The organism is Kineosphaera limosa NBRC 100340 (assembly GCF_000298215.1).
GTDB classification, from domain to species: domain Bacteria; phylum Actinomycetota; class Actinomycetes; order Actinomycetales; family Dermatophilaceae; genus Kineosphaera; species Kineosphaera limosa.
The window spans coordinates 13,348-34,149 of record NZ_BAHD01000074.1; the positions used below are offsets into that span (position 1 = coordinate 13,348).

Below are 20,802 nucleotides of genomic sequence, written 5' to 3' on the forward strand. Positions count from 1 at the left end.
ACACCTCCTCGGGCTGAGCTTTTCGGGATCGACCGTCCATTCTTACGTCCCCCCCCATCGGTCGCCCACGCCGCCCCCAACGAAGGGCTCGTCGGTCAGGCTGTCGCGCGCGTCGCGCTCACGAGCGCAGTCGCCTCACGGCACAGCCGCTCGACCTCGTCCCATCGACCCTCGCGCAGCAGCGACGGCGCGACCATCCAGGAGCCCCCGGCTGCGATCACCGACGGCACCCCGAGATACTCGGCGAGGTTGGCCGGGCTGATGCCGCCGGTCGGCATGAATCGGATCTCGGGAAATGGCGCAGCGAGCGCCTTGATGGCCGGTGCGCCGCCAGAGGTCTGCGCGGGAAAGAACTTGAGCACCTGGAGGCCGAGTTCGGTCGCTGCGTGGATGTCGCTGGCGCTGGACACCCCGGGCAGAATCGGCAGGCCGCGATCCTGACAGGCCGCGACGATGGGCGCGGAAAGACCGGGGGTGACGACGAACTGGGCTCCGGCGGCGGCCGCCTGCTCGACCTGCTCGGGGCTGCGCACGGTGCCGGCACCCACCAGCAGACCGTCGAGTTGCGCCATCCGGGCCAACGCTTCGGGACCGGCCTGCGTGCGGAACGTGACCTCCGCGATCGGCAGGCCGCCGGCGATCAGCGCCTTACCCAGGGGAACGGCGTCTTCGACCCGGTCGATGACGATGACCGGCACCAGCCCGATGTGCTCTGCCTGCTGGTACACGTCGCTCATGCTCGTGCCTTTCCGACGGTGTTTTTGCTGGGGAGTACGGAGGCCAGCGCCGCCACGAGGTCGGCGCGCCAGGAGGTGTTCTCGGGCAGGTCGTCACCGAAGACGTCTCGCACCGTGAGCAGGTCTGTGACGATGCGATCGGGGTCCGTGAGCCCGCGGACGCTCTGGAGCCGATCGGCGAGTGGATCGTCCAGCGGCAGTTCGCGGCCGTCGGCGGCACGCTCGCTGGCGACGTACGCCATCCACGCCGCGACGCCGACGGTCGCCCATGTCGGGCGGGCGCCGGCGCTGAGCCGGTCACGCACGGTGCCGAGAAGTCGCTGCGGCAGCTTCTGCGAGCCGTCCATGGCGATCTGAATCGTGCGGTGGCGAAGGCCGGGATTCTCGTAGCGAGCCATGATCTGGTCGCCGTAAGCCGCCAGGTCGGTCTGCCCCGCGGGTGCCAGCGTCGGAATGACATCCTCGCGAATGAGCCCTCGAGCCACCTCGGCCAGCCGGGGGTCGGCGACGGTCTGCGCGATGGTCTCGTAGCCGGCGAGCGCGCCGAGATAGGCCAGGGTCGAGTGCGAGCCGTTGAGAATGCGCAGCTTCATGTGCTCGTAGGGCTCGACGTCGTCGGTGAACTCCGCCCCCGCGGACTCCCAGGCCGGGCGGCCGGCCGCGAAGTCGTCCTCGATGACCCACTGTCGGAAGTCCTCGGTGACGACCAGACCCCGGTCCTGCACGCCGAGAATGCCCTGCGCCTCGGCGATGTCGCCGGCGGTCGTCGCCGGCACGATGCGGTCGACCATGCTCGTCGGGAAGGTCACGTGCTGCCCGATCCAACCGGCCAGCTCGTCGCCCTCCGCGGTCGGCAACGCCGCGCAGAAGTCGTGCACGAGGCCGCGCACCACCGCGCCGTTGTTCGGCAGGTTGTCGCAGCACAGCACGGTGACTGGGGCACCGCAGCCGCGCATCCGACCCTGCAGGCCGCGGGTCAGTCGGCCGACCGCCGAGCGCGGCGCCGATCCGTCGGCGAGGTCGGCGGCGACATCGGGATGGGTGACATCGAGCGTCCCGTCGCCACCGCGGCGGTAGCCCTTCTCGGTGACCGTCAGGGAGACGATCCGCACGGCCGGATCGGCCAGCCTCGCCGTGAGGAGATCCGCCTGGTCGGTGGGGCTGAGCACCTCCCGCACCGCCCCGCTGACGCGCAGCTGCGCCCGCTGCGGTGAGCGAACGAGAATCCCGTACAGGCCGTCCTGCGGGACGAGGTCTTCGCGCACCCGCGGCGAGCGCTGCGTGGCTCCGCAGATGCCCCAGGTGAAGTCGCCCGTGGCGATCATCGCGTCTTCGGTATACGCGGCCTGGTGGGCGCGGTGAAACGCGCCGATGCCCAGGTGGACGATGCCGACGGCGGCGTCGACGCTGTGCCGGGCGGGCAGGCGCAGGGTCTCGCTCTCGGCGAGTCCGCCCAGGTGGGCGCGGTCGAGGCGGGTCACAGTACTGCTCCGATCTGCCAGGGCACGAATTCCTCCGCGCCAAGTCCGAGTTCCTCGCTCTTGCTCTGTTTGCCGGAGGCGACCGCGATGAGTTCGCGGTAGATCTCGCGCGCCGGTGGCGTGCGGCACCAACTCATACCGGCATCACGACGACAGGTCGAGTCCGCGGTAGCGGGCCGTCTCCTCGAGGCGCCGCCGGGCGCGGCTGCCTCGGGTGGCGAAGTCGATGGCGGCGGCCAGGTTCGGTGAGGGGTCGAGGCCGGGGACGCGCAGCAGGTCGCTGAGGGCGTCGGCGGCGGAGGCGACGACCAGCAACTCCAGGATGTCGGTCGGCAGGTCCTGCACGGAACCGTCCGAGGGAGCCACGAGGCCGATGATGTCGCGCCGGCGGGCCCGCAACTGCGGCACGTGGGCCACGCCGTAGGCGTAGTTGCCGAACCGGCCGAAGCGCGACCGCTGCACGGTGACGAGGCCGAGGTCCGCGAGGTGCTCACCGGCCTGCCGCCAGGCATCGGCGAGCAGCGGGTCGAGGGCGAACCGAGCCGCCACGCCCTGCAGGTCGAGGTGCTCGTTGGCCTGCAGCGCGTCGTGCCACGTCCGCAGCGGCTGCGGGCAGCGACAGTCGGCGATGGAGTACAGCCGGGCGTCCTCGTCGAGCCCGGTCCAGCGCACCTCGCCGGCCAACTCGATCGCCCGGATCGCCGCCATCGCGACCCCGAGCCGAGCCGAGTGGGTGGGGCGCCGCCGCGGGTGCACTCCCGTCGTCAGCAGCCAGAAGCGGTCGACGAGCGTGAGCGCGTCCCAGGGCCACTTCATCGGCCCAGGCTAAGCGGCGCGCCGACGCCGGCAGATGTCCCGGCGACTGCGCCGCACTGTAGACGAATTTGTCTACAAGGCTCTACGATGAATGGCATGGCCGACACGACGACGATCCGCATCAGCAGGGACACGCACGCCCGCGTGACACGCCTGGCCGCCGAACGCCACGAGACCATCGACGAGACGGTGAGCCGGGCGATCCGAGCCCTCCGTCAGGACGCCATGGGTGCCGACCTCGCCGCGGACCTCACCGACGACGAGGTGGCCTGGCTCGATGCTGACGCCGGGTGATGTCGTCGAACTCGACCTCGGAACGCCGGCCGGCAGCGAGGCCGGGCTACGTCGACCAGCCATCGTGATCACGGCGAGTCGGGTTCTGGCCGGCGGACCCAACGTCGTTCAGGTCGTGCCGTTGACGAGCGCGATCCGCCGCAGCGGCACCGAGGTGATCATCGAGCCCGACGACGACAACCGTCTCGACACCCGCTCGTCCGCGCAATGCCAGCACGTGCGCTCGGTCGCCACGACGCGAATCGGCGACCGCAGGGGAAACGTCGGTCCGGTTGCTCTCAGCGAGGTTCGCGAGACCCTCGCCCTGCTCCTGGATCTATAGCCGCGACACCGCGCGCCGTCGGCCCACGTCAGCAGGCGATTCACTCCGCAGCGGGCCGTCGGGGACGATTTCGGCGGGGTCGAACGCCCTCCTACTCTCGAAGCCATGAGTATGGAGGTCACCGCGTGGCACTCGATGTACAGCGCCATGCACGCCCAGTCGGACCGTCGCCCGTTCAGCCGGGCCACGTTGCGCCGGATCCTGGGGTTCGCCGGCCCGCACCGGAGGGCGCTCGTCGGCTTCTTGATCGGCAGCGTCGGCACCGCGGTGCTCGGGGTCGCCACGCCGCTGCTCGCCGGGCGGGTCATCGACGCGATCACCACGCAAGAATCATTCGCGGTGGTGCTGCGGTTGGCGCTCATCATCGGCGCTATCGCGATCGCCGTCGCGGCGCTCGGCCTGTGGACCCGCTGGCTGTCCGCCCGCATCGGTGAGGGATTGATCCTCGACCTGCGCCGGGCCGTCTTCGACCACGTGCAGCGAATGCCGATCGCCTTCTTCGCCCGCACCCGCACCGGAGCCCTCGTCAGCCGCCTCAACAACGACGTTATCGGCGCGCAGCGGGCGTTCAGCACCACACTGTCCGGGGTGGTGACCAACCTGGTGGCGGTCACCCTGACGCTCGCGGTAATGCTGACCCTGTCGTGGCAGATCACCGTGCTGGCCCTCGTCTTGCTGCCGGTGTTCGTCGTGCCCGCCCGCCGCATGGGCGCCCGCCTGGCGCGGCTGCAGCGCGAGGCGGCCACCCACAACGCGGCCATGAGCACACAGATGACCGAACGTTTCTCCGCTCCCGGAGCCACGCTGGTCAAACTGTTCGCCGAGCCGCAGACCGAGTCCGCCGAATTCGCGGGTCGCGCCAGCCGAGTGGCCGACATCGGCGTGCGCACCGCGATGCTGCAGATGGTTTTCGTCACCGCCCTGACGCTGGTCTCGGCGTTGGCGCTGGCCCTCGTGTACGGCCTCGGCGGCTGGTTCGCCCTCGGCGGCATGCTGGCCCCGGGCACCGTCGTGGCGCTCGCGCTGCTGCTCACCCAGCTCTACGCGCCGCTGACGGCGTTGGCCAGCGCCCGTGTCGACATCATGAGCGCGTTCGTCAGCTTCGAGCGGGTCTTCGAGGTGCTCGACCTGCCCCCGCTCATCACCGAGAAACCCGACGCGGTGGCCGTGCCGGAAGGGCCGGTCGCGGTGACCTTCGAGGGCGTCGACTTCGGTTATCCGGCGGCCGACAAGGTGTCGCTGGCCTCGCTGGAGGAGGTCGCGACCCTCGACCCGCGGGCCGGTAACCAGGTGCTGCACGACCTGTCGTTCGAGATCCCGGCCGGTCACCTGGTGGCGCTCGTGGGTTCGTCGGGGGCGGGCAAGTCGACGACTTCCCAGCTCGTCTCACGCCTCTACGACGTCGACGCCGGCGCCGTTCGGCTGGCCGGGATCGACGTGCGGGACCTCACCGCGGCCTCGCTGCGCGACACCGTCGGCATGGTGACCCAGGACGGGCACCTCTTTCACGAAACCCTCGCGGCCAACCTACGCCTGGCCGATCCCGCTGCGACCGACGAGCAACTGTGGTCCGCGTTGCAGGCGGCGCGCCTGGAGGAGGTCGTTCGCGCGATGCCGGACGGCCTCGAAACCGTTGTGGGCGAACGCGGCTACCGGCTCTCAGGCGGCGAACGCCAGCGGGTCACGATCGCGCGCCTGTTGCTCGCCCAGCCGAGAGTCGTGATCCTCGACGAGGCCACCGCGCACCTGGACTCTCGCTCCGAGGCCGCCGTGCAGGAGGCCCTGGGTGCCGCCCTCGCCGGCCGGACCGCCCTGGTCATTGCCCACCGGCTGTCCACGATCCGCGCCGCCGACGAGATCCTCGTCATGGAAGCCGGGCGAGTCATCGAACGCGGCACCCACGACGCCCTCCTGGCCGCGGGCGGCCGCTACACCGAGCTCTACCGCACCCAGTACGGCCAACAGGCGGCCTCGGAGGCGCCAGCCTGACGGTCCGGCGAAAAGATAGTGTTCGCTTTTGCTCACCGGACCGGGTAAAAGCGAACACTATCTTTCTGACCCGCCGGGCGAGCGCGACGCCAACCGGCGGATTTCACCCCCTGGTGGCGGTTAAACCGCCCCCGGTCAGTTGCCCGGGCAGCGCAGAGCGTCGGCGGCGCTGGGCAGCGGCTCCAGCAGGCGCACGTGCCAGCCGAGGTTGTGGCGGAATTGCAGGATCGGCCGGTAGTCACGCTCGGGGTTCAAGCCGAGGGCGGGCAGCAGCCCGGGGATGGCGCGCGGCGAGTCGGGGGAGTCCAGCACCAGGGCCGTGCCGATCCGGTGACACTCGACGAGGCTCATCGCGTGCGCGGCGGCCTGTTCGGAGCCGGGGTATCCGCCGATGAGCCAGGAGCTACCGAGGGCACGACCGCCCAGTTGGTAGATGTAGCCGGGGGAAGCGCCGGTGACGTCGAGGATGTCGCGACCCGCCACGTACGGCGCCGCCGCGACAATGGCGCTGGAGTCGCGAGCGTCCTGCGGGGTCAGCCGCAGCTGGTACATCGACGGATTCACGCGTGCGCTCACGGTGTCCTGCGTCGGGGGCGGGTAGCGGTAGTAGCTGTCCCGGCCTGTCATCGTCACCGCACCGACCAGCACCGTCACCGCAAGCACGGTGAGGCCGATCCGAGCAACCCAACTCGCCCGCGCCCGGCGGGAGTCGACTCGCACGGAGTGCGGCACGGTGGCGCACACCAAGACGAGGGCAGCGAGCCAGAGCGAGCCGGCCCGGCCCATCTGCTGCCACAGGTTGGTATTGGTGCCCAAGGCGTAGCAGGCGGGCAGTACAAGCAGCGCCAGAACCACTGGGACCGGCGGGGCTGGGCGTCGAGCGCGGTGAGCATCGTCAGAGCTCGATGTGTCAGCTACCGACAACATCGGCCCGCGTCCGCTCGCGCCTCGGGCCGTCGCAGCGCGGGTTCTCGCCACCCTCACCGTGAGCACGATCAGGGTGGCCAGGGGCACGAGCAGCATGACCTGCAGGACGGCCGCCGTGCCTGGACCGACGCCCACCACCGCGGGCCAGGCCGCGGGGTCCAGCGGGTCGAGTCGCAGCAGTCGGTCGTGCCCGCCGAGCAGCCGCACCGACTCCACCCCGGCCCGCACGGTCTGCAGCAACTGCACCGGAGCCCGCCCGGCGACGGCCAGACACAGCAGCAAGAAGGCCAACGCTCCGAGGGCCAACCCCGCCAGCAGACCGAGCCCGGCCGGAGCCACGGATTGCGCGCGCCGTCCCACGGCGAGCACCACGACCAGCACCACGACCAGGGTGGCGATCGCGCTCGTCGGCTTGCCGATGCCCGCCAGCACGATCCCGAGCCCGATCAGTGCCCACCAGCACCCTGTTGTCCAGTGCGGCCCCGTCGCCCACGCGGGCCTGCGCGGCCTCCTGCGCGTGCGGGTCGAGGCGTCCCCGGGGTCGGCGAGCGCGCCGGCCAGGCCGATGCCCACAACCAGGCATCCCCAGAGCGCGACGGTGTTGTAGCTGGGCGTTTGCGGAAACCACGCCACCGACAGCGCGGCACCGCCCCCGCCGGCGAACCGAGCGGCCACCTGGGCCACGCGCCCGGCACCGCCCACGCGCGCCACGTGACCCATGAGTGAGGCCGACAGCATGAAGGTGGTGACGAGCCCGAACTGCCGGAAGCCGAAGATGTTTCCGGTGCCCAAAGCGTGCAGCGGATGCAGCAGGTACCCGAAGAGCAGGACGGTCGCGGGATCGTCCTGCGGGTGCGCCGCCTGCAGCAGGTACATGCCCTCGTCGGTGCGGTCCAGGCCGTACGAGGTGCGCCAGATCGCCACGCCGAAGAGCACCATCCCGAGCACGGCTGCCAGGCCCAACGCCGCCCCGCCGACCCGCTCGAATCGCATGACTCGAGCGTAGGTCGGGGGAGAGGTTACGGGGTGGGCCAGTCGTGGGGGATGCGCTCCCAGTCGGCCAGCCAGGCGCGGGCGTTGCCGTCGGAGGGGGCGCGCCAGTCGCCGCGCGGCGAGAGGGACCCGCCAGCCAGCACCTTGGGGCCGTTGGGCAGGGCGGAGCGCTTGAACTGGCTGAACGCGAAGTAGCGCTTGAGGAAGACCTCCATCCAGCGCCGGATCTGGGGCAGGTCGTAGGCGACCCGCTCGTCCTCGGCCACACCGGCGGGCCACTGCCCGAGGGCCGCATCGTGCCAGGCGTGCCAGGCCAGAAACGCGATCTTCGTCGGCCGCAGGCCGTGTCGCAGCACGTGGAACAGGGTGAAGTCCTGCAGGTTGTACGGCCCGATGCTGGCCTGCGTCGACTGCGGCGTCTCGCCGTCGCGGGTCGGCACGAGTTCGGGGGTGATCTCGGTGGCGAGAATCGAGAGCAGCACCTCGTCGACGTCGCCCGCGAACTGCTCCGACGACGCCACCCAGCGGATGAGGTGCTGGATGAGGGTCTTGGGCACCCCGGTGTTCACGGCGTAGTGGCTCATCTGGTCGCCGACGCCGTACGTGCACCAGCCGAGCGCCAGCTCCGACAGGTCGCCGGTGCCGAGCACGATGCCGCCGTGGTGGTTGGCGATCCGGAAGAGGTAGTCGGTCCGCAGCCCGGCCTGCACGTTCTCGAAGGTGACGTCGTAGACCTCCTCGCCGCGCCCGAACGGGTGCCCCATGTCTTTGAGCATCTGAGCCGCCGCGGGCCGGATGTCGAGGGTCTCGCAGGGGATGTCGAGCGCCGCGCACAACGCGAGCGCGTTGTTCTTCGTGTGCTCGCCCGTGGCGAACCCGGGCATCGTGTAGGCCAGGATGTCGCTGCGCGGCCGCCCCAACCGGTCCATGGCCTTGGCCGCGACGATGAGCGCCTGGGTCGAGTCCAGCCCTCCGGAGACGCCGATGACGACCTTGGGATTGCCGATCGCCCGCAGCCGCTGCTCCAACCCGCTGACCTGGATGGCGTACGCCTCGTAGCAGTCCTGCGCGAGCCGGGAGGGGTCGTTCGGCACGAACGGGAATCGGTCGACGGCTCGCCGCAACCCGATGTCACCGTCGGGCGGATCGAGTGTGAACTCGATGGTGCGGTAAGGCTTTTCGCCGAGGTCGGCCAGGGTGCGGCGGTTGTCGTCGAAGGTGCCAGTGCGCATCCGCTCCTGACGCAGCACGTCGAGGTCGACGTCGGCGACCGACCGGCGCGGCCCCTGAGGAAAGCGCTCGGTCTGCGCCAGCAGCTCGCCCCGCTCGTAGATCATCGTCTGCCCGTCCCAGCTGAGGTCGGTGCTCGACTCGCCCTCTCCGGCGGCGGCGTAGACGTAGGCGGCCTGGCAGCGGGCACTGGCGGCGCGGCACATCAGGTGCCGCGTCTCCGCCTTGGTCACGGTGATCGGGGAGCCGGAGGGGTTGGCCAGGATCGTCGCGCCGGCCAGGGCGGCGCGGGCGCTCGGCGGCACCGGCACCCACAGGTCCTCGCACACCTCGACGTGCAGCACCAGCCCCGGCACGTCGACCGCGCGGAACAGCAGGTCGGGCCCGAACGGCACGACATCGCACCCTGCCGACCCGTCCGACGAAGCCGACCCGGCCAGCCCAGCCAGCGGCCCGCCGAGGCGGATCGTCTCACCGACCTGGTCGTCGCCGGGCGCGAAGTGCCGCCGCTCGTAGAACTCCCGGTAGGTGGGCAGGTACGACTTGGGCGCGACCCCGAGGATCTGCCCGCCGTGCAGGATCACCGCGCAGTTGTAGAGGCGGTTGCCCTTGCGCAGCGGGGCGCCGACGATCAGTACCGGCCGCAGGCCCGCGGTGGCCGAAGCGAGCTGAGCCAGCGCCGCCTCGACGGCGTCGAGGAGGGGGTCCTGCAAGAGCAGGTCCTCCAGCGCGTACCCGCTGACGCACAGCTCGGGAAAGAGCGCGATCGCGACCCCCTCGTCGTGCATCTCGCGGGCGATCGTGGCGATCGTCTCGGCGTTGCGGGCCGGGTCGGCGATCGCGATCGGCATCGTGGCGGCCGCGACGCGGGCGAAACCGTGCGCATAGACGGAGCCGAAGTCCATGGAGGCAGCCTAGGCCGCCCCTGCAGGTCAGCGCTCTCGGGCAGCGTGTCGGGGCTCTCGGGCAGCCGGTGAGCGTGGTCGACGAGCGGGGGCGTGGGCCGCGCTCCGGTCGCTCGCTGAGTGCGCGCTGGGACGGATAGCCGTGTGGTTCACAACAGTTGGGTCTCGACCGCAGGTGGTGCGTGTGGGCTGGCCGATAGTGGGCATATGGGGGCACAGGGGACGGGCCTTCGACCCGATCCGCACGATCACGACCGCGCGCCGGCGGGCGCTGTCGCGCGCCTGCTGGGCAAGCACGTCGACCGGCGCACGGTGCTGCGTTCGGCGGCCTTCATGGGTGCGCTCGCCGCGGTCGGGTCACCGGCCGAGACCGTGGCCCTGGCCGCCGGCGTCGAGATTCGCAAGGGTGAGCTGCACTCCAGCTACGTGCCCGGGCCGCCGCTGCGGTGGCGGGTGGCGGTGCCCAAGGACGCCCGCGCGCTGGTGCTCGCGCTGCACGGCCGCGACAGCTCCGCGAGTTACTGGTTCAACGAACTCGACGCGCCGCGCATCGCCCGCGAAACCGGCCTGGCGATCGCCGCGATCGACGGTCGCCGCACCTACTGGCATCCGCGCGCCGGCTCCGACGCGCCGGCGATGCTGACGGGAGAGTTCCTGCCGCTGCTGGCCAAGCAAGGACTGCCGACGGAGCGCATCGGCCTGACCGGAGTCTCGATGGGCGGCTTCGGCGCGTTGTGGCTGGCCGGCGAGTTGGGCCCGGCCCGCGTGTTCGGGGTCGCGACGATGAGCGCGGCGCTGCGACGCACCTACGCCGGCGCCTCCCAGGGGGCGTTCGACGACCCGCAGGATTTCGCCCGCAACTCGATCTTCGGCCGCGTCGACCGCCTCCGGGGCGTGCCGCTGTGGCTGGCGTGCGGCACCTCCGACCGCTTCTTTCCCGGCAACCTCGACTTGGCGCAGCGCCTGCCGCAGGCCCGGGTCGCGTTCGCCGCCGGCGGGCACACCACGGAGTTCAGCCGCGTGTACTGGGGCCCGGCGATGAGCTGGTTGGCCCGCCTCGCCTCAGCCTGAACAAGGTCCGCGGGAAGAGACCCGCAGCTCAGCCGGGAGTCGAAGCCGTCGAGCGTTTGCGCCGCCCCTTACGCAGCTGATTGCCGGACTCGGGATGGCTGGCGATGAACGCGTCGAACCACCGCATCCGCGGATCGAGGTCGACGAGCAGGGCCTTGCACAGCAGCGTCGACGGCAGGGCGAGCAGCGCGCCGAGCGGCCCGAGCACCCAGGCCCAGAACAGCAGGCTGAGCAGCGAGACCGTCGCGGTGACGCCGACCGCGTCGCCGAGGAACTTGGGCTGGATGATCGACTGGATGACGAAGTTGATGACGCAATAGGCGACGACCACCATGAGCGCGGTCCACGGGTCGTTGGCCAGCAACGCCATGAGGGTCGGCGGGATGATGCCGATGACGAACCCGATGTTGGGGATGTAGTTCGTCAGGAACGACAACATCCCCCAGACGAGCGCCAGCGGCACCCCCAAATACCACAGGGCGATGATGTCGAGCACCGCGACGATCGCGCCGAACACCGAGGAGACCACCCAGTAGCGCCGGACACCGTGCGCGAACCCGGTGAGCGCGGCGACGATGTCGGCGTGGGTGCGGCCCGCGACCTCCAGCCGCTTGGGCAGGCTCATCGAGTCGATGAGCACGACGAACACGATGGTCACGGTGACCAGGAGCAGGGTCAGGGCGCCGGTCAGCCCGGAGAGGGTGGAGGCGGCGAGCCCGACGACGCGGGACGGATTGAGTTGCCCCTGCAGTTGCGCCATCGCCTGGGTCTCGCTGACGCCCAGGCGCGCGAGCTGGTCCAGCGTCGACTGGTAGAGAGCCGAGAACTGCTGCTGGTAGCCGGGGATCTCCTGCACGAGCAGTGCCATCGCCCACGCCAGCGCCCCGAAAAAGGTGACGACGATGGCGAACACGATGAGCCCGGAGGCGATCGCCCCGATGATGCGCGGCAGGCCCCATTTGTTGAGGCGAGCCTGCACGGGATAGGCGACGATCACGAGGTTCAGCACCAGCAGCAACGGCCCCACGATGCCCTGCAGACTGCGCACCGCCGACACCGCCAGCCACGCGGCCCCGATGATCAGCAGGGCGACCCCGATCCGCGGGATCGACCCGCCACCCGCGTCGCCGTCGCGCTCGGGGTGGATGAGCTCTTCGACCGGATGCGGCTCGAGCTGCGGAAAGCGCGGCGGCGGTGCTCCCGTGGGCGCGGGGTCGGTGGAGTCGCTTGGGCCGGGGTCCTTCGCCGCGGCCGCGGTCGCGACCGGGTGCTTCGTCGCGACCGGGTGCTCGGTCGCGGCGGTGGGGCCCGTGGGAGCGGCGTGCTCGGTCCCCGTGATGTGCTCCGCCCCGGCGGGAGGGGTGGTCGCCTCGACCGGAGGGTCGCCGTCGGAGGCGGCGTGCGGCGACCGCGACGACTCCCCTGAGCTGCGTGCGTTCACACCTCAGTGTTACCTGTGGGCGGCGATTTCGGACCCTCCCACGACGGGGGAGTCCGACGACGGGGGCGGCCCGGTGGACTCCCGCACGACGAGCGGGCACGGCAGCCGCATGGCGAGGCGGACGGGTTCGCGGGTCGAGATGGCGGCGACGAGCCGATCGGCCGCCATCTCACCCATCTGTCGGAAGGGCAGGGCGAAGGTCGTCAGCGCCGGGACGACATGGGCGGCGAGCTGCTCCTGATCGTCGAAACCGACGACCGAGACGTCGTGCGGCACCCGCAGCCCCAACTGACCGAGGGCGAGCAGCGCGCCGGTGGCGACGCGGTCGTTGACGGCGAAGACGGCGGTCGGGCGGGTGGCGGCGGACCGCAGGTGCCCGCGGGAGTCGGTGAAGGTGCGGACGGTCCACTGGTAGCCCACGTCGATCGACCACATGCGGCCGATGCCGATGACGCAGGTGGCGGCTCCCGGCAGGCGCGCATGCGCGAGCACCGCACGAAAGGCGCCGCTGCGCTGCTCACCGGCCGGGTCGCCCGGCCCCCCGAGCATGACGATGCGACGGTGACCCAGCTCGAGCAGATGCCGGGCGGCCCCCTTCCCGCCGTTCGCGTTGTCGGGCACGACGAAGGCGTGCGGGTCGGCACCGCTGCAGTTGGCGAGAACGAGCGGGAGGCTGGTGGTCGGCGGCTGCACCGCCTCACGCAGCTTCATGGAGGCGTACAGCAGGCCGTCGATGCGGCGACGGGAGAACTCCTCGACCGCCTCGACCTCCCGATCCGCGTGCCCCTGCGTGTCGGCGACCACGAGCACGAAGCCGGACTCGGCGGCGCGGTCCATCGCCCCGGAGAGGATGCGCCCGGCGAACGGGGAGGAGGCGATGCCGTCGGTGAGCAGACCGATGACGTTGGTGCGCTGCAGGCGCAGGCTCTGCGCCACCCGATCGGGGGTGTAGCCGAGTTCGGCCGCGGCCGCCCGGACCCGATCGGCGGTGGCGGCCGAGATATTGCCCTCCGCGCGTCCGTTGAGCACGAAGGAGACTGCGGTGCGCGAGACGCCGGCCAGCCGTGCCACATCCGCCGCCTTGACCCTGTTGCTCACACATTCAGAGTTCCATAAACGGAACAGCCCGGGCATGACCTTAGGCCGTGAAAATGGCGCCGTCGTGCCCGGTCGGGCCCGCTGCCCGACCGGTGGGTGTGCCGAAAGTGCGCGCGGGCCGCGCGGCTGTCGTAGCGTCGGGCCCACGGGTGCTGGCCTGAGCGGAGGACGACGATGGGGTTTGCGATCGGTTCGTGGATTCTGGTGGCGGCGATCTTCATCGGTCTGCTGCTGCTCGTGGCGATGCTCGCCGGGCGGCGGGCCGAGCAGCGGCGACGCGAGGAGGCGGTCCGCGAGCACGTCGCAGGCCAGGCCGGCGGTCGTGCGACGCCCGTGGACGTGGACCTGGACGTAGACGAGTTCGATGGCGGGGCCGCCGCGCGGCCAGATCCAGGGCGCTTCCGCGGGCCCGTCCCGGCGTCGGGCGGCGGGGCGCCGGTCGACCCGCCCGGCGACACCTCCTCCTCCGGTGAGCTGCGCGACCCCTACGACGGCAGCGGCGAGACGAGTTACCGCGACGTACCCCTCCCGCAGGAGGCCGAGCGCGAACTGGCCGCCTACGAGTCGCTCGACGACCCCATGTTCACCGACGCCGACCGCGAGTTGCTCGCCGGCAACGACCCGACGCAACGGGCGGACCCGACCGAAAAGCCCGACCCGAGCGCAAAATCCGACTGACTCACCGCACCGTCACACTCCCGAAACCGCCTGTCCCGGCCGATGGGACAGGCGGCACGGAGCACCGCGCCGTGGTCCTGGGGAGGTGGGATGGTCGGTCAACCGACGCGATCGCGCATGACCGACCTCACGGAGTCGATCCGCCGGGCCGGTCGGCCCGAAGCAGGCCCCGAAGCAAATCCCGAAGCAGGCCCCGAAGAAGGCACGGCCTCAGCTCCGGTTGACGACTCCATCCAGCCGGAGAACGAGCCGTGGCCGTCGCGGTGGCTCCTGCTGGCCATGGGCCTGGTGATCGGCCCCGCCACCGTGACCGTCGGGCTGCTCACCCTCGATGCACACACGCAAACCCTGCTGGTCTGGCCGCCGGCCGCCTCCATCTTTCTGACGTTGGGCGTCTGGTGGCGCGGTGGTGCGGCGCCGCGCGGTCGAGGGTTCTGGGTGGTGGCCGCCGTGCTCGCCGCGACCTACTCCCTGTGGTTGGGCTGGGTGCACGGCCTGGGCCTGTCGGGCGTCTGGGTCGCCGTGGCCATGGTGAGCCTGACCATCGTCGGGATGTTCTTGTACCGCTCAGCTCTACCGCGCGACTCCTGGGCGCCACACACACCGAGCGACCTCATCTCGCTGTTCGCGACCTGCGTCGCGGTGTCCGTGCTGCTCGGCGCAGTTGGCGCCTATCCCGGGCTGGACCTGGGCCAGCTCGAGCTGGAGCCGGCCGTGCAGTGGGCCTCGCGCAACCTGGCGAACCTGTGGACCGGGCTGGCCACGGTCTCGCTGTTCTTCTACTGGCGACGCCCGCGGGTGCTGCCCGTCCCGCAAACCTGGCAGCTCATCCTCCTGGGCGTGCTCGGCGTGCTGTGCACGTACCTGCCGCGCGCCTACTCCGATCTGCCGCTGGCCTGGATGGCGTTGGCGCCGGCCCTGTTGGCCGGCATGACCCTGACCCCGCTCGGCGGGGCCGTATACGTGTTGTTGTTCGGCACTTTCGCCACGGCCGCCAGCGCCGTCCTGCTGCCGGGGATGGCGGAGGCCGGGGCGCTGTCGAACGCCTCGATCGCCGACTACCTGCTGATCTTCAGCACGTTCGTGACGATGCTGTTGGTGCTCTTCCGCGACGAGCACGCCCGCCTCGCGCAGGCTATGCGCACCGAGCGAGCGCAGGCCGCCGACGTCAGTGATCTGCTGGAGGCGGTCTTCGGGTCGATGAGCGACGGGGTGCTGCTGACCGATCCGATCGAGGGCGGCATCGTCATGCACAATCCGGCGGCGCGCCGCATGCTGGGCACGGCGATCCCGACGCAGTCCCCGCCCTCGTGGGCGGCCTACTTCGGCATCCGCACCCCCGACGGCTCGCGGCCCGTGGCCGAGTACGAGCTGCCGCTGTGGTTCGAGAAGGGCACCGACTCCCTACCCCCCAAGGAGTACGGCATCCGCAACTCCGAGGGTGAGCAGCGGGTGGTGGCCGCCTCGGCCCACCTGCTGCGCAGCCAGGTGGGGCCGCGAGTGCTGCTGCTCTTCCACGACGTGACCGCCGAGCAGGCCCGCGACCGCGAGTTGCGCGGCTTCGCCGGCACCGTCGCCCACGACCTCAAGAGCCCGCTGACGGCCTTGACGGGCTGGATCGAACTGGCCCAGCAGCAACTCGCCTCCGCCGACGAGGCCGCGGGGCGCCACGCGATGACCAAGGCCCGGCAGGCCAGCGACCAGATGCGCCTGCTCATCGACGACTACCTGGCCTTCACCGTCGCCAGGGAGGGCTTGCTGCGCCTCGGCGACGTGCCGCTGGCGGAGCTGGTGCGCGAGGTGGCCGACAGCTACCCGCGGGACTCCCTCGCCCCGACCTTCGACCTGGACGTCACCCACACCAGCCGCGCGGACATCGCCCTGACCCGCCAGTTGTTGTCCAATCTGGTCGGCAACGCCGTCAAGTACACCCGGCCCGGCCAGCGCCCGCGCATCGAGCTGCGCAGCCACGACGATGTCGAGCCCGGCTGGGTGCAGGTGGTCGTGGCCGACCGCGGTGTCGGCATCCAACCCGGTGACGAACAACGGATCTTCGATGCCTTTTCCCGCAGCGACAAGGACGCGGAGCAGGTCGCGGGCACCGGCCTGGGGCTGGCGCTGTGTCACTCGATCGTCACCCGCCACGGTGGGCGCATCCACGCCGAAAGCAACGAGCACGGCGGGGCCACTTTCCGATTCACGCTGCCGAAGGCCTAGTCGATGACCAGCGACCCGCAGCGCACGGGCCTGTCCGCGCCACCACCTGGCCGCCCCGCGATCGCCGACCGCCGCCCGTTGCTCGTCTTGGGTTTGACCCTGAGTGTCATCGGCCTGGCCGCGTGGTTGATCGGTGCTCGGTCGAGCCCCGGCCTGAAGATCCCGCTGTATTCCTTCATGCTGCCCGCCGTTGTGGTGGCCCTGACCGTCCCCTGGCGGGGCCCCGGCGGGCGGGCAGCGCCACGGTGGCCAGGGCCGCCCTGGCAGACGGTGGTGGCGACGGTCTGCTTCGTGACGATGGTGGCCGGTCTGCTGCTCGCCGGGACGCCGGTGGCGACGGCGCTCTACGTCGCCGCGGCGCACCTCCTCGCGGCGCTGGTGGTGCTGCGGCTGTACCGCGCAGTCGTCGACGACGCGCGGTGGGCGCCGCGCACGCCGCAGATGGTCATGGGGCTGCTGGGGGCCGCGGCGGCCGGCGCGGTGGTGGTGGCCCTCATCGGAGCGGGCCCGTCCTGGGGATTGGAGCAGCGCGTCTGGTGGGGTGTGCGCGTCTGGAGCCACACGTTCATCGGGCTGGTCTCCTTTCTCATCATCTGGCACTGGGATCAGACCGCTGTAGATCGGCGGATCTCCTGGCTGCACCACGGCATCCTCTTCGTCGTCGGCATCGTGACGGTGGTCGTCTCGTGCACGCGACCGGAGCTGTCGATCTCGTGGATCGGTCTCATGCCCGCGCTGTGGGCGGGCATGACCCTGCGGCCGGTCGCTGCCGGCATCTACGCGCTGACCGTCTCGCTGAGCGCGGGCGCGGCGGGCGCCGCAGGCATCGTCGACGCCGGACGCTACCCCTACTCGGTCGTCATTTTCGACGGCATGTTGGCTTTCGGGGCGTGCCTGGCCGTGCTGCTGTCGCTCTTCCGCCATCAGCGGATCCGGATGCTGGCCGAGCTGGGTCGGCGCCGCGCCGCCGCTCGCGCACAGGCCGACCTGCTGCGGGCGATGTTGGATTCGATGAGCGACGGGGTGATGGTCGCCGACCCCGACGGCGCCATCGGTCTGCACAACCCGGGCGCCCGCCGGCTGTTGGGGCGGCCGATCCCGACCCGCCCCCCGCAATCCTGGTCCCGTTACTTTCGGGTGCGCACCTCCGACGGCGGCCGGGAGATCGGGGACGACGAGCTGCCGCTGCCCACGCGCACCTCCACCGGTCGCACCGACGGCGACTTCAGCGTGCCGACCCCGGACGGCGGGACCAGGGTCGTCCGCGCCTCATCGCGGTACGTGGACAGCCGGAGCGGGCCCCGGGTGCTGCTGGTGTTCCACGACGTCACCGCCGAACACGCCCGCTACAGGGAGCTGCGCGGCTTCGCCGGCACCGTGGCCCACGACCTCAAGGGTCCGCTGTCGGCGGTCGCCGGTTGGATGGAGGCCGCCGACGACGAACTGGCCGCGGGTGACCCGGTCGCCGGGCAGCAGGCGCTGGTGCGGGCCCGGGAGGCCGGGATGCGCATGCGCCGGCTGATCGACGAGTACCTGTCCTTCACCGTGACTCAGCAGGGCGCGCTCCGCCGATCCGAGGTGCCCTTGGCGGCCTTGGGTGCCGAGGTCGTCGCCGACTACGGCAGCAACGAGGCGCTGGATCCCATCGTGGAGGTCGACATCGCCCACAGCGTCTATGCGGACCGGTCGCTCATGCATCAGCTGCTGGCCAACCTCGTGGGTAACGCCGTGAAGTACACCCGGCCCGGAGAGCGGCCCCGCGTGTGCGTCCGCACCGTCGACGACCGCCCGGGCTGGGTGCGCCTGGAGGTCGCGGACTGTGGCGTCGGCATCCAACCCGGCGACGAGCAGAAGATCTTCGCCGCGTTCGAACGCGGCGCCAAGGACTCCGACACCTTCGCCGGGATCGGCCTGGGCCTGGCGTTGTGCCACTCCATCGCAGTGCGGCACGGCGGCACGATCAGCGCGCGGGGTAACGAGCACGGCGGCGCCACCTTCGCCGTCACGCTGCCCACGGCCTGACCGCTCCCACGGCCTGACCGCTCCCACGGCCTGGCCGCCTGACTGCCGCCCGCCGGTCTCGTGGGGCCGTTCGCCCCTTACTCTGCCCACACGGATCGGGCACGATGGCCGCGTTCGGTTGACGACGATCCCTGCCCCGGTAACCCCCGGGGCAGGTCGATGCGCAGCGTGGCGCACAGGAGGCAGCATGCGACGACACCCTCACCCCCTGCACGGGCTGAGCAGCGGCGACACGGGCAAGATCGTGTCGGCCGACCAGGCCGTGCACCTCATCCACGACGGTGACACCGTGGCGACCAGCGGATTCGTCGGCATCGGCTTCGCCGAGAACATCGCGGTGGCGCTCGAGCGTCGTTTTCTCGGCCTCGACGACCGTAACGACGCCGGACACCCGCGCAATCTGACGCTCGTGTATGCGGCCGGGCAGGGCGACGGCAAGACCCGCGGCCTCAACCACTTCGGCCACGACGGCATGGTCGCCCGCGTCATCGGGGGCCACTGGGGGCTGGTGCCGACGCTGCAGAAGCTGGCCGTGGAGGGGCGGATCGAGGCGTGGAACCTGCCGCAGGGCGTCATCTGCCACCTGTACCGCGATATCGCTGCCGGTAAGCCCGGCACCCTGACCAAGGTGGGTCTGGGCACCTACGTCGACCCGCGCCACGGCGGGGGCAAGCTCAACGAGCGCACCACCACCGACCTCGTGCGGGTCATGGAGATCGACGGCGTCGAGTACCTCTTCTACAAGGCGTTCCCCATCGACGTGGGCATCATCCGCGGCACGACGGCCGACCCCGAGGGCAACCTGACGTTCGAGCGGGAGGCGCTGACGCTGGAGGCGCAGGCCATCGCGATGGCCGTGCGCAACTCCGGCGGGATCGTCATCGCTCAGGTGGAGCGGGTCGCCGACCGCGGCACGTTGAACTCCCGACAGGTCAAGGTGCCCGGCATCCTGGTCGACTGCGTCGTCGTCGCCGAGGAGCCGCAGTACCACCAGCAGACGTTCCTGGAGGCCTACAACCCGTTCTTCTCCGGCGAGCTGAAGGCGCCGGCGACGAGCGTGCCGCCGATGCCGATGAGCGAGCGCAAGGTCATCGCGCGGCGCGCGGCGATGGAGCTGGACGCCAACAACGTCGTCAACCTGGGCATCGGGATGCCGGAGGGGGTCGCCAGCGTCGCCGCGGAGGAGCGGATCATCGACCTGCTGACCCTGACGGCGGAGCCGGGTGTCGTCGGCGGCATCCCCGCCGGCGGGCTGAACTTCGGGGCGGCGACCAACGCCGCGGCGATCATCGACCAGCCCAACCAGTTCGACTTCTACGACGGCGGCGGCCTCGACCTCGCGGTGCTCGGGCTGGCGCAGGCCGACCGGCAGGGCAACCTCAACGTCTCCCGCTTCGGCACCCGCCTGGCCGGCGCCGGCGGCTTCATCAACATCTCCCAGAACGCCCGCTCCGTGGTGTTCGTCGGCACGTTCACCGCCGGCGGCCTGCGCACTCGCGTCGAAGAGGGGCAGTTGGTCATCGAGCAGGAGGGTAAGCAGCGCAAGTTCGTGGCGGAGGTCGAGCACCGCACCTTCTCCGGGGAGCAGGCCCTGGTCAACGGCCAGGAGGTTCGTTATGTCACCGAGCGCGCCGTCTTCCGGCTGGTGCCGGGCGGGTTGGAGCTGGTGGAGATCGCACCTGGCGTCGACTACGAGCGAGACATTCTGGGGCAGATGGACTTCGAGCCGATCCTGTCGTGTGCCCCCGAGAACCTCGTGCATATGGACCCGCGGATCTTCGCCGGCGAGGTCATGGGCTTGCGCGCCGCGCTGCTCGATGTGCCGATGCACGCCCGCCTGACCGTGGACGAGGCGCGCGACGTCATCTTCATCGACTTCGAGGGCCTCGACATCCGCTCCACCACGGACATCGACCGCGTGCGGCGAGCCGTCGAAGACACGGTGGGTCCGTTGGGCCGGCGCATCCAGGCCGTCGTCAACTACGACCGCTTCACGATCGTGCCCGAGCTCGTCGACCCGTATGTGCACATGGTCGAGGGGCTCATGGAGCGCTTCTACACCAACGTCACGCGCTACACCTCCAACGCCTTCCTGCGTGCCCGCCTCGACGAGGCCATGAGCAAGAGCGACTTCGTGCCCAACCTCTTCGAGAACCGCACCCAGGCCGAGGACCGGCTGCGGGGGGCGTAGGGGCTGGCGCGCGCGCCGGCCGCTTGCTCGCGGCGCCTCGCGGCACCTCGCGCCTCGCGGGGCTAGGTGGACCGGGCAGGATGTTGCCCGGTGGGCCTAGCCGATGGTGCGGAGCGCGGGGTTGCCGTCGGCGAGTGGCCGACAAAATCCGCGCGTTCTACCCCCAACGCGTCCAACCACCCCACCAGGACTCCGACCAAGTCGTCCACGCTCAACGCCGCCGACGGCCGCTCGCTGTCACCGCAGCCGGGCAGATCTGGCGCCAGCAGCCGAAAGTCACTCGCCAACCGCGGCATCAACGCTCGAAACGCCCGGCTCGACATCCCTAAGCCGTGCACCAGCACGACCACGCGGTCAGCAGCAGGCCGTTCCTGCTCTCGATACGCCAGC

The 20,802-nt window shown here is 71.1% G+C and carries 17 protein-coding genes; 8 read left to right on the top strand and 9 right to left on the bottom strand.

Features of this window, described 5'->3' with window-relative positions:
• Positions 1-95: 95 nt before the first annotated feature.
• The 4 genes from eda to KILIM_RS17685 are packed head-to-tail and all read right to left on the bottom strand — an operon-like array spanning position 96 to position 3,034.
• On the bottom strand, positions 96-737 hold the full coding sequence (gene eda, locus KILIM_RS17675) for a bifunctional 4-hydroxy-2-oxoglutarate aldolase/2-dehydro-3-deoxy-phosphogluconate aldolase (RefSeq protein ID WP_006594098.1): 642 nt from the start codon (positions 735-737) through the stop codon (positions 96-98).
• Entirely contained in the window at positions 734-2,218 is a 1,485-nt protein-coding gene (locus KILIM_RS17680; protein ID WP_006594099.1) for a mannitol dehydrogenase family protein, read from the bottom strand. Before KILIM_RS17680 ends, eda begins: the two co-directional genes overlap by 4 nt.
• The gene (locus tag KILIM_RS24145; protein WP_217997133.1) at positions 2,215-2,355 is read right to left on the bottom strand and encodes a UxaA family hydrolase; all 141 of its coding nucleotides are present in this window, start codon (positions 2,353-2,355) and stop codon (positions 2,215-2,217) included. The genes KILIM_RS17680 and KILIM_RS24145 overlap by 4 nt, the downstream gene beginning before the upstream one ends.
• 7 nt (positions 2,356-2,362) lie before the next feature.
• The gene (locus tag KILIM_RS17685; RefSeq protein ID WP_006594100.1) at positions 2,363-3,034 is read right to left on the bottom strand and encodes a hypothetical protein; all 672 of its coding nucleotides are present in this window, start codon (positions 3,032-3,034) and stop codon (positions 2,363-2,365) included.
• 96 nt (positions 3,035-3,130) lie between these two features.
• Here KILIM_RS17685 and KILIM_RS17690 point away from each other — a divergent pair, with 96 nt between their 5' ends.
• From KILIM_RS17690 to KILIM_RS17700, 3 genes are all read left to right on the top strand, one after another.
• A complete protein-coding gene (locus KILIM_RS17690) occupies positions 3,131-3,328 on the top strand; it encodes a hypothetical protein (RefSeq protein ID WP_040563769.1) in 198 nt (65 codons plus the stop codon).
• Positions 3,312-3,650: a type II toxin-antitoxin system PemK/MazF family toxin gene (locus KILIM_RS17695; protein ID WP_006594102.1), complete on the top strand. Its 339-nt coding sequence runs from the start codon at positions 3,312-3,314 to the stop codon at positions 3,648-3,650. The genes KILIM_RS17690 and KILIM_RS17695 overlap by 17 nt, the downstream gene beginning before the upstream one ends.
• Before the next feature lie 105 nt (positions 3,651-3,755).
• The gene (locus KILIM_RS17700) at positions 3,756-5,639 is read left to right on the top strand and encodes an ABC transporter ATP-binding protein (protein WP_040563770.1); all 1,884 of its coding nucleotides are present in this window, start codon (positions 3,756-3,758) and stop codon (positions 5,637-5,639) included.
• 135 nt (positions 5,640-5,774) lie between these two features.
• Here the strand turns inward: KILIM_RS17700 and KILIM_RS17705 are convergent, their stop codons facing one another.
• Both KILIM_RS17705 and KILIM_RS17710 read right to left on the bottom strand, forming a co-directional pair.
• The gene (locus KILIM_RS17705; RefSeq protein ID WP_006594104.1) at positions 5,775-7,559 is read right to left on the bottom strand and encodes a hypothetical protein; all 1,785 of its coding nucleotides are present in this window, start codon (positions 7,557-7,559) and stop codon (positions 5,775-5,777) included.
• Between the two features lie 26 nt (positions 7,560-7,585).
• Positions 7,586-9,694, bottom strand: a complete 2,109-nt coding sequence (locus KILIM_RS17710) for an NAD(+) synthase (RefSeq protein ID WP_006594105.1) — start codon at positions 9,692-9,694, stop codon at positions 7,586-7,588.
• 207 nt (positions 9,695-9,901) lie between these two features.
• On the opposite strand from KILIM_RS17710, the gene KILIM_RS22710 reads away from it, so the two are divergent.
• Positions 9,902-10,765, top strand: a complete 864-nt coding sequence (locus tag KILIM_RS22710; RefSeq protein WP_006594106.1) for an alpha/beta hydrolase-fold protein — start codon at positions 9,902-9,904, stop codon at positions 10,763-10,765.
• Between the two features lie 28 nt (positions 10,766-10,793).
• On the opposite strand, the gene KILIM_RS17720 is transcribed toward KILIM_RS22710, so the two are convergent.
• Together KILIM_RS17720 and KILIM_RS17725 are read right to left on the bottom strand one after the other, a co-directional pair.
• Entirely contained in the window at positions 10,794-12,206 is a 1,413-nt protein-coding gene (locus KILIM_RS17720) for an AI-2E family transporter (protein WP_006594107.1), read from the bottom strand.
• Positions 12,207-12,215: 9 nt separating this feature from the next.
• Complete coding sequence (locus tag KILIM_RS17725) at positions 12,216-13,304, bottom strand: LacI family DNA-binding transcriptional regulator (protein WP_006594108.1); 1,089 nt, start codon at positions 13,302-13,304, stop codon at positions 12,216-12,218.
• Between the two features lie 174 nt (positions 13,305-13,478).
• Between KILIM_RS17725 and KILIM_RS17730 the strand changes: the two genes are divergently transcribed.
• The 4 genes from KILIM_RS17730 to KILIM_RS17745 all read left to right on the top strand — a co-directional run bounded on the left by KILIM_RS17730 (position 13,479) and on the right by KILIM_RS17745 (position 20,412).
• Entirely contained in the window at positions 13,479-13,982 is a 504-nt protein-coding gene (locus KILIM_RS17730) for a hypothetical protein (protein ID WP_006594109.1), read from the top strand.
• A 117-nt stretch (positions 13,983-14,099) separates the two neighbouring features.
• On the top strand, positions 14,100-16,199 hold the full coding sequence (locus KILIM_RS22715; RefSeq protein WP_169330776.1) for a sensor histidine kinase: 2,100 nt from the start codon (positions 14,100-14,102) through the stop codon (positions 16,197-16,199).
• A gap of 3 nt (positions 16,200-16,202) precedes the next feature.
• On the top strand, positions 16,203-18,221 hold the full coding sequence (locus tag KILIM_RS22720; protein ID WP_006594111.1) for a sensor histidine kinase: 2,019 nt from the start codon (positions 16,203-16,205) through the stop codon (positions 18,219-18,221).
• 187 nt (positions 18,222-18,408) lie between these two features.
• Complete coding sequence (locus KILIM_RS17745) at positions 18,409-20,412, top strand: acyl CoA:acetate/3-ketoacid CoA transferase (RefSeq protein WP_006594112.1); 2,004 nt, start codon at positions 18,409-18,411, stop codon at positions 20,410-20,412.
• A gap of 62 nt (positions 20,413-20,474) precedes the next feature.
• Here KILIM_RS17745 and KILIM_RS25505 read toward each other — a convergent pair whose 3' ends face one another.
• Positions 20,475-20,762, bottom strand: coding sequence for an alpha/beta fold hydrolase (locus KILIM_RS25505; RefSeq protein WP_373280991.1), 288 nt, complete (start codon positions 20,760-20,762; stop codon positions 20,475-20,477).
• Positions 20,763-20,802: the final 40 nt, after the last annotated feature.

Excerpts from the sequence above, each read along its gene's own strand:
- KILIM_RS22710 (WP_006594106.1), top strand. The coding sequence starts at position 9,902 with ATGGGGGCACAGGGGACGGGCCTTCGACCCGATCCGCACGATCACGAC.
- KILIM_RS24145 (WP_217997133.1), bottom strand. The coding sequence starts at position 2,355 with ATGAGTTGGTGCCGCACGCCACCGGCGCGCGAGATCTACCGCGAACTC.
- KILIM_RS17690 (WP_040563769.1), top strand. The coding sequence starts at position 3,131 with ATGGCCGACACGACGACGATCCGCATCAGCAGGGACACGCACGCCCGC.
- KILIM_RS22720 (WP_006594111.1), top strand. The coding sequence starts at position 16,203 with ATGACCAGCGACCCGCAGCGCACGGGCCTGTCCGCGCCACCACCTGGC.
- KILIM_RS17685 (WP_006594100.1), bottom strand. The coding sequence starts at position 3,034 with ATGAAGTGGCCCTGGGACGCGCTCACGCTCGTCGACCGCTTCTGGCTG.
- KILIM_RS17745 (WP_006594112.1), top strand. The coding sequence starts at position 18,409 with ATGCGACGACACCCTCACCCCCTGCACGGGCTGAGCAGCGGCGACACG.
- eda (WP_006594098.1), bottom strand. The coding sequence starts at position 737 with ATGAGCGACGTGTACCAGCAGGCAGAGCACATCGGGCTGGTGCCGGTC.
- KILIM_RS17705 (WP_006594104.1), bottom strand. The coding sequence starts at position 7,559 with ATGCGATTCGAGCGGGTCGGCGGGGCGGCGTTGGGCCTGGCAGCCGTG.
- KILIM_RS17710 (WP_006594105.1), bottom strand. The coding sequence starts at position 9,694 with ATGGACTTCGGCTCCGTCTATGCGCACGGTTTCGCCCGCGTCGCGGCC.
- KILIM_RS17695 (WP_006594102.1), top strand. The coding sequence starts at position 3,312 with ATGCTGACGCCGGGTGATGTCGTCGAACTCGACCTCGGAACGCCGGCC.
- KILIM_RS22715 (WP_169330776.1), top strand. The coding sequence starts at position 14,100 with ATGACCGACCTCACGGAGTCGATCCGCCGGGCCGGTCGGCCCGAAGCA.
- KILIM_RS17700 (WP_040563770.1), top strand. The coding sequence starts at position 3,756 with ATGAGTATGGAGGTCACCGCGTGGCACTCGATGTACAGCGCCATGCAC.
- KILIM_RS17730 (WP_006594109.1), top strand. The coding sequence starts at position 13,479 with ATGGGGTTTGCGATCGGTTCGTGGATTCTGGTGGCGGCGATCTTCATC.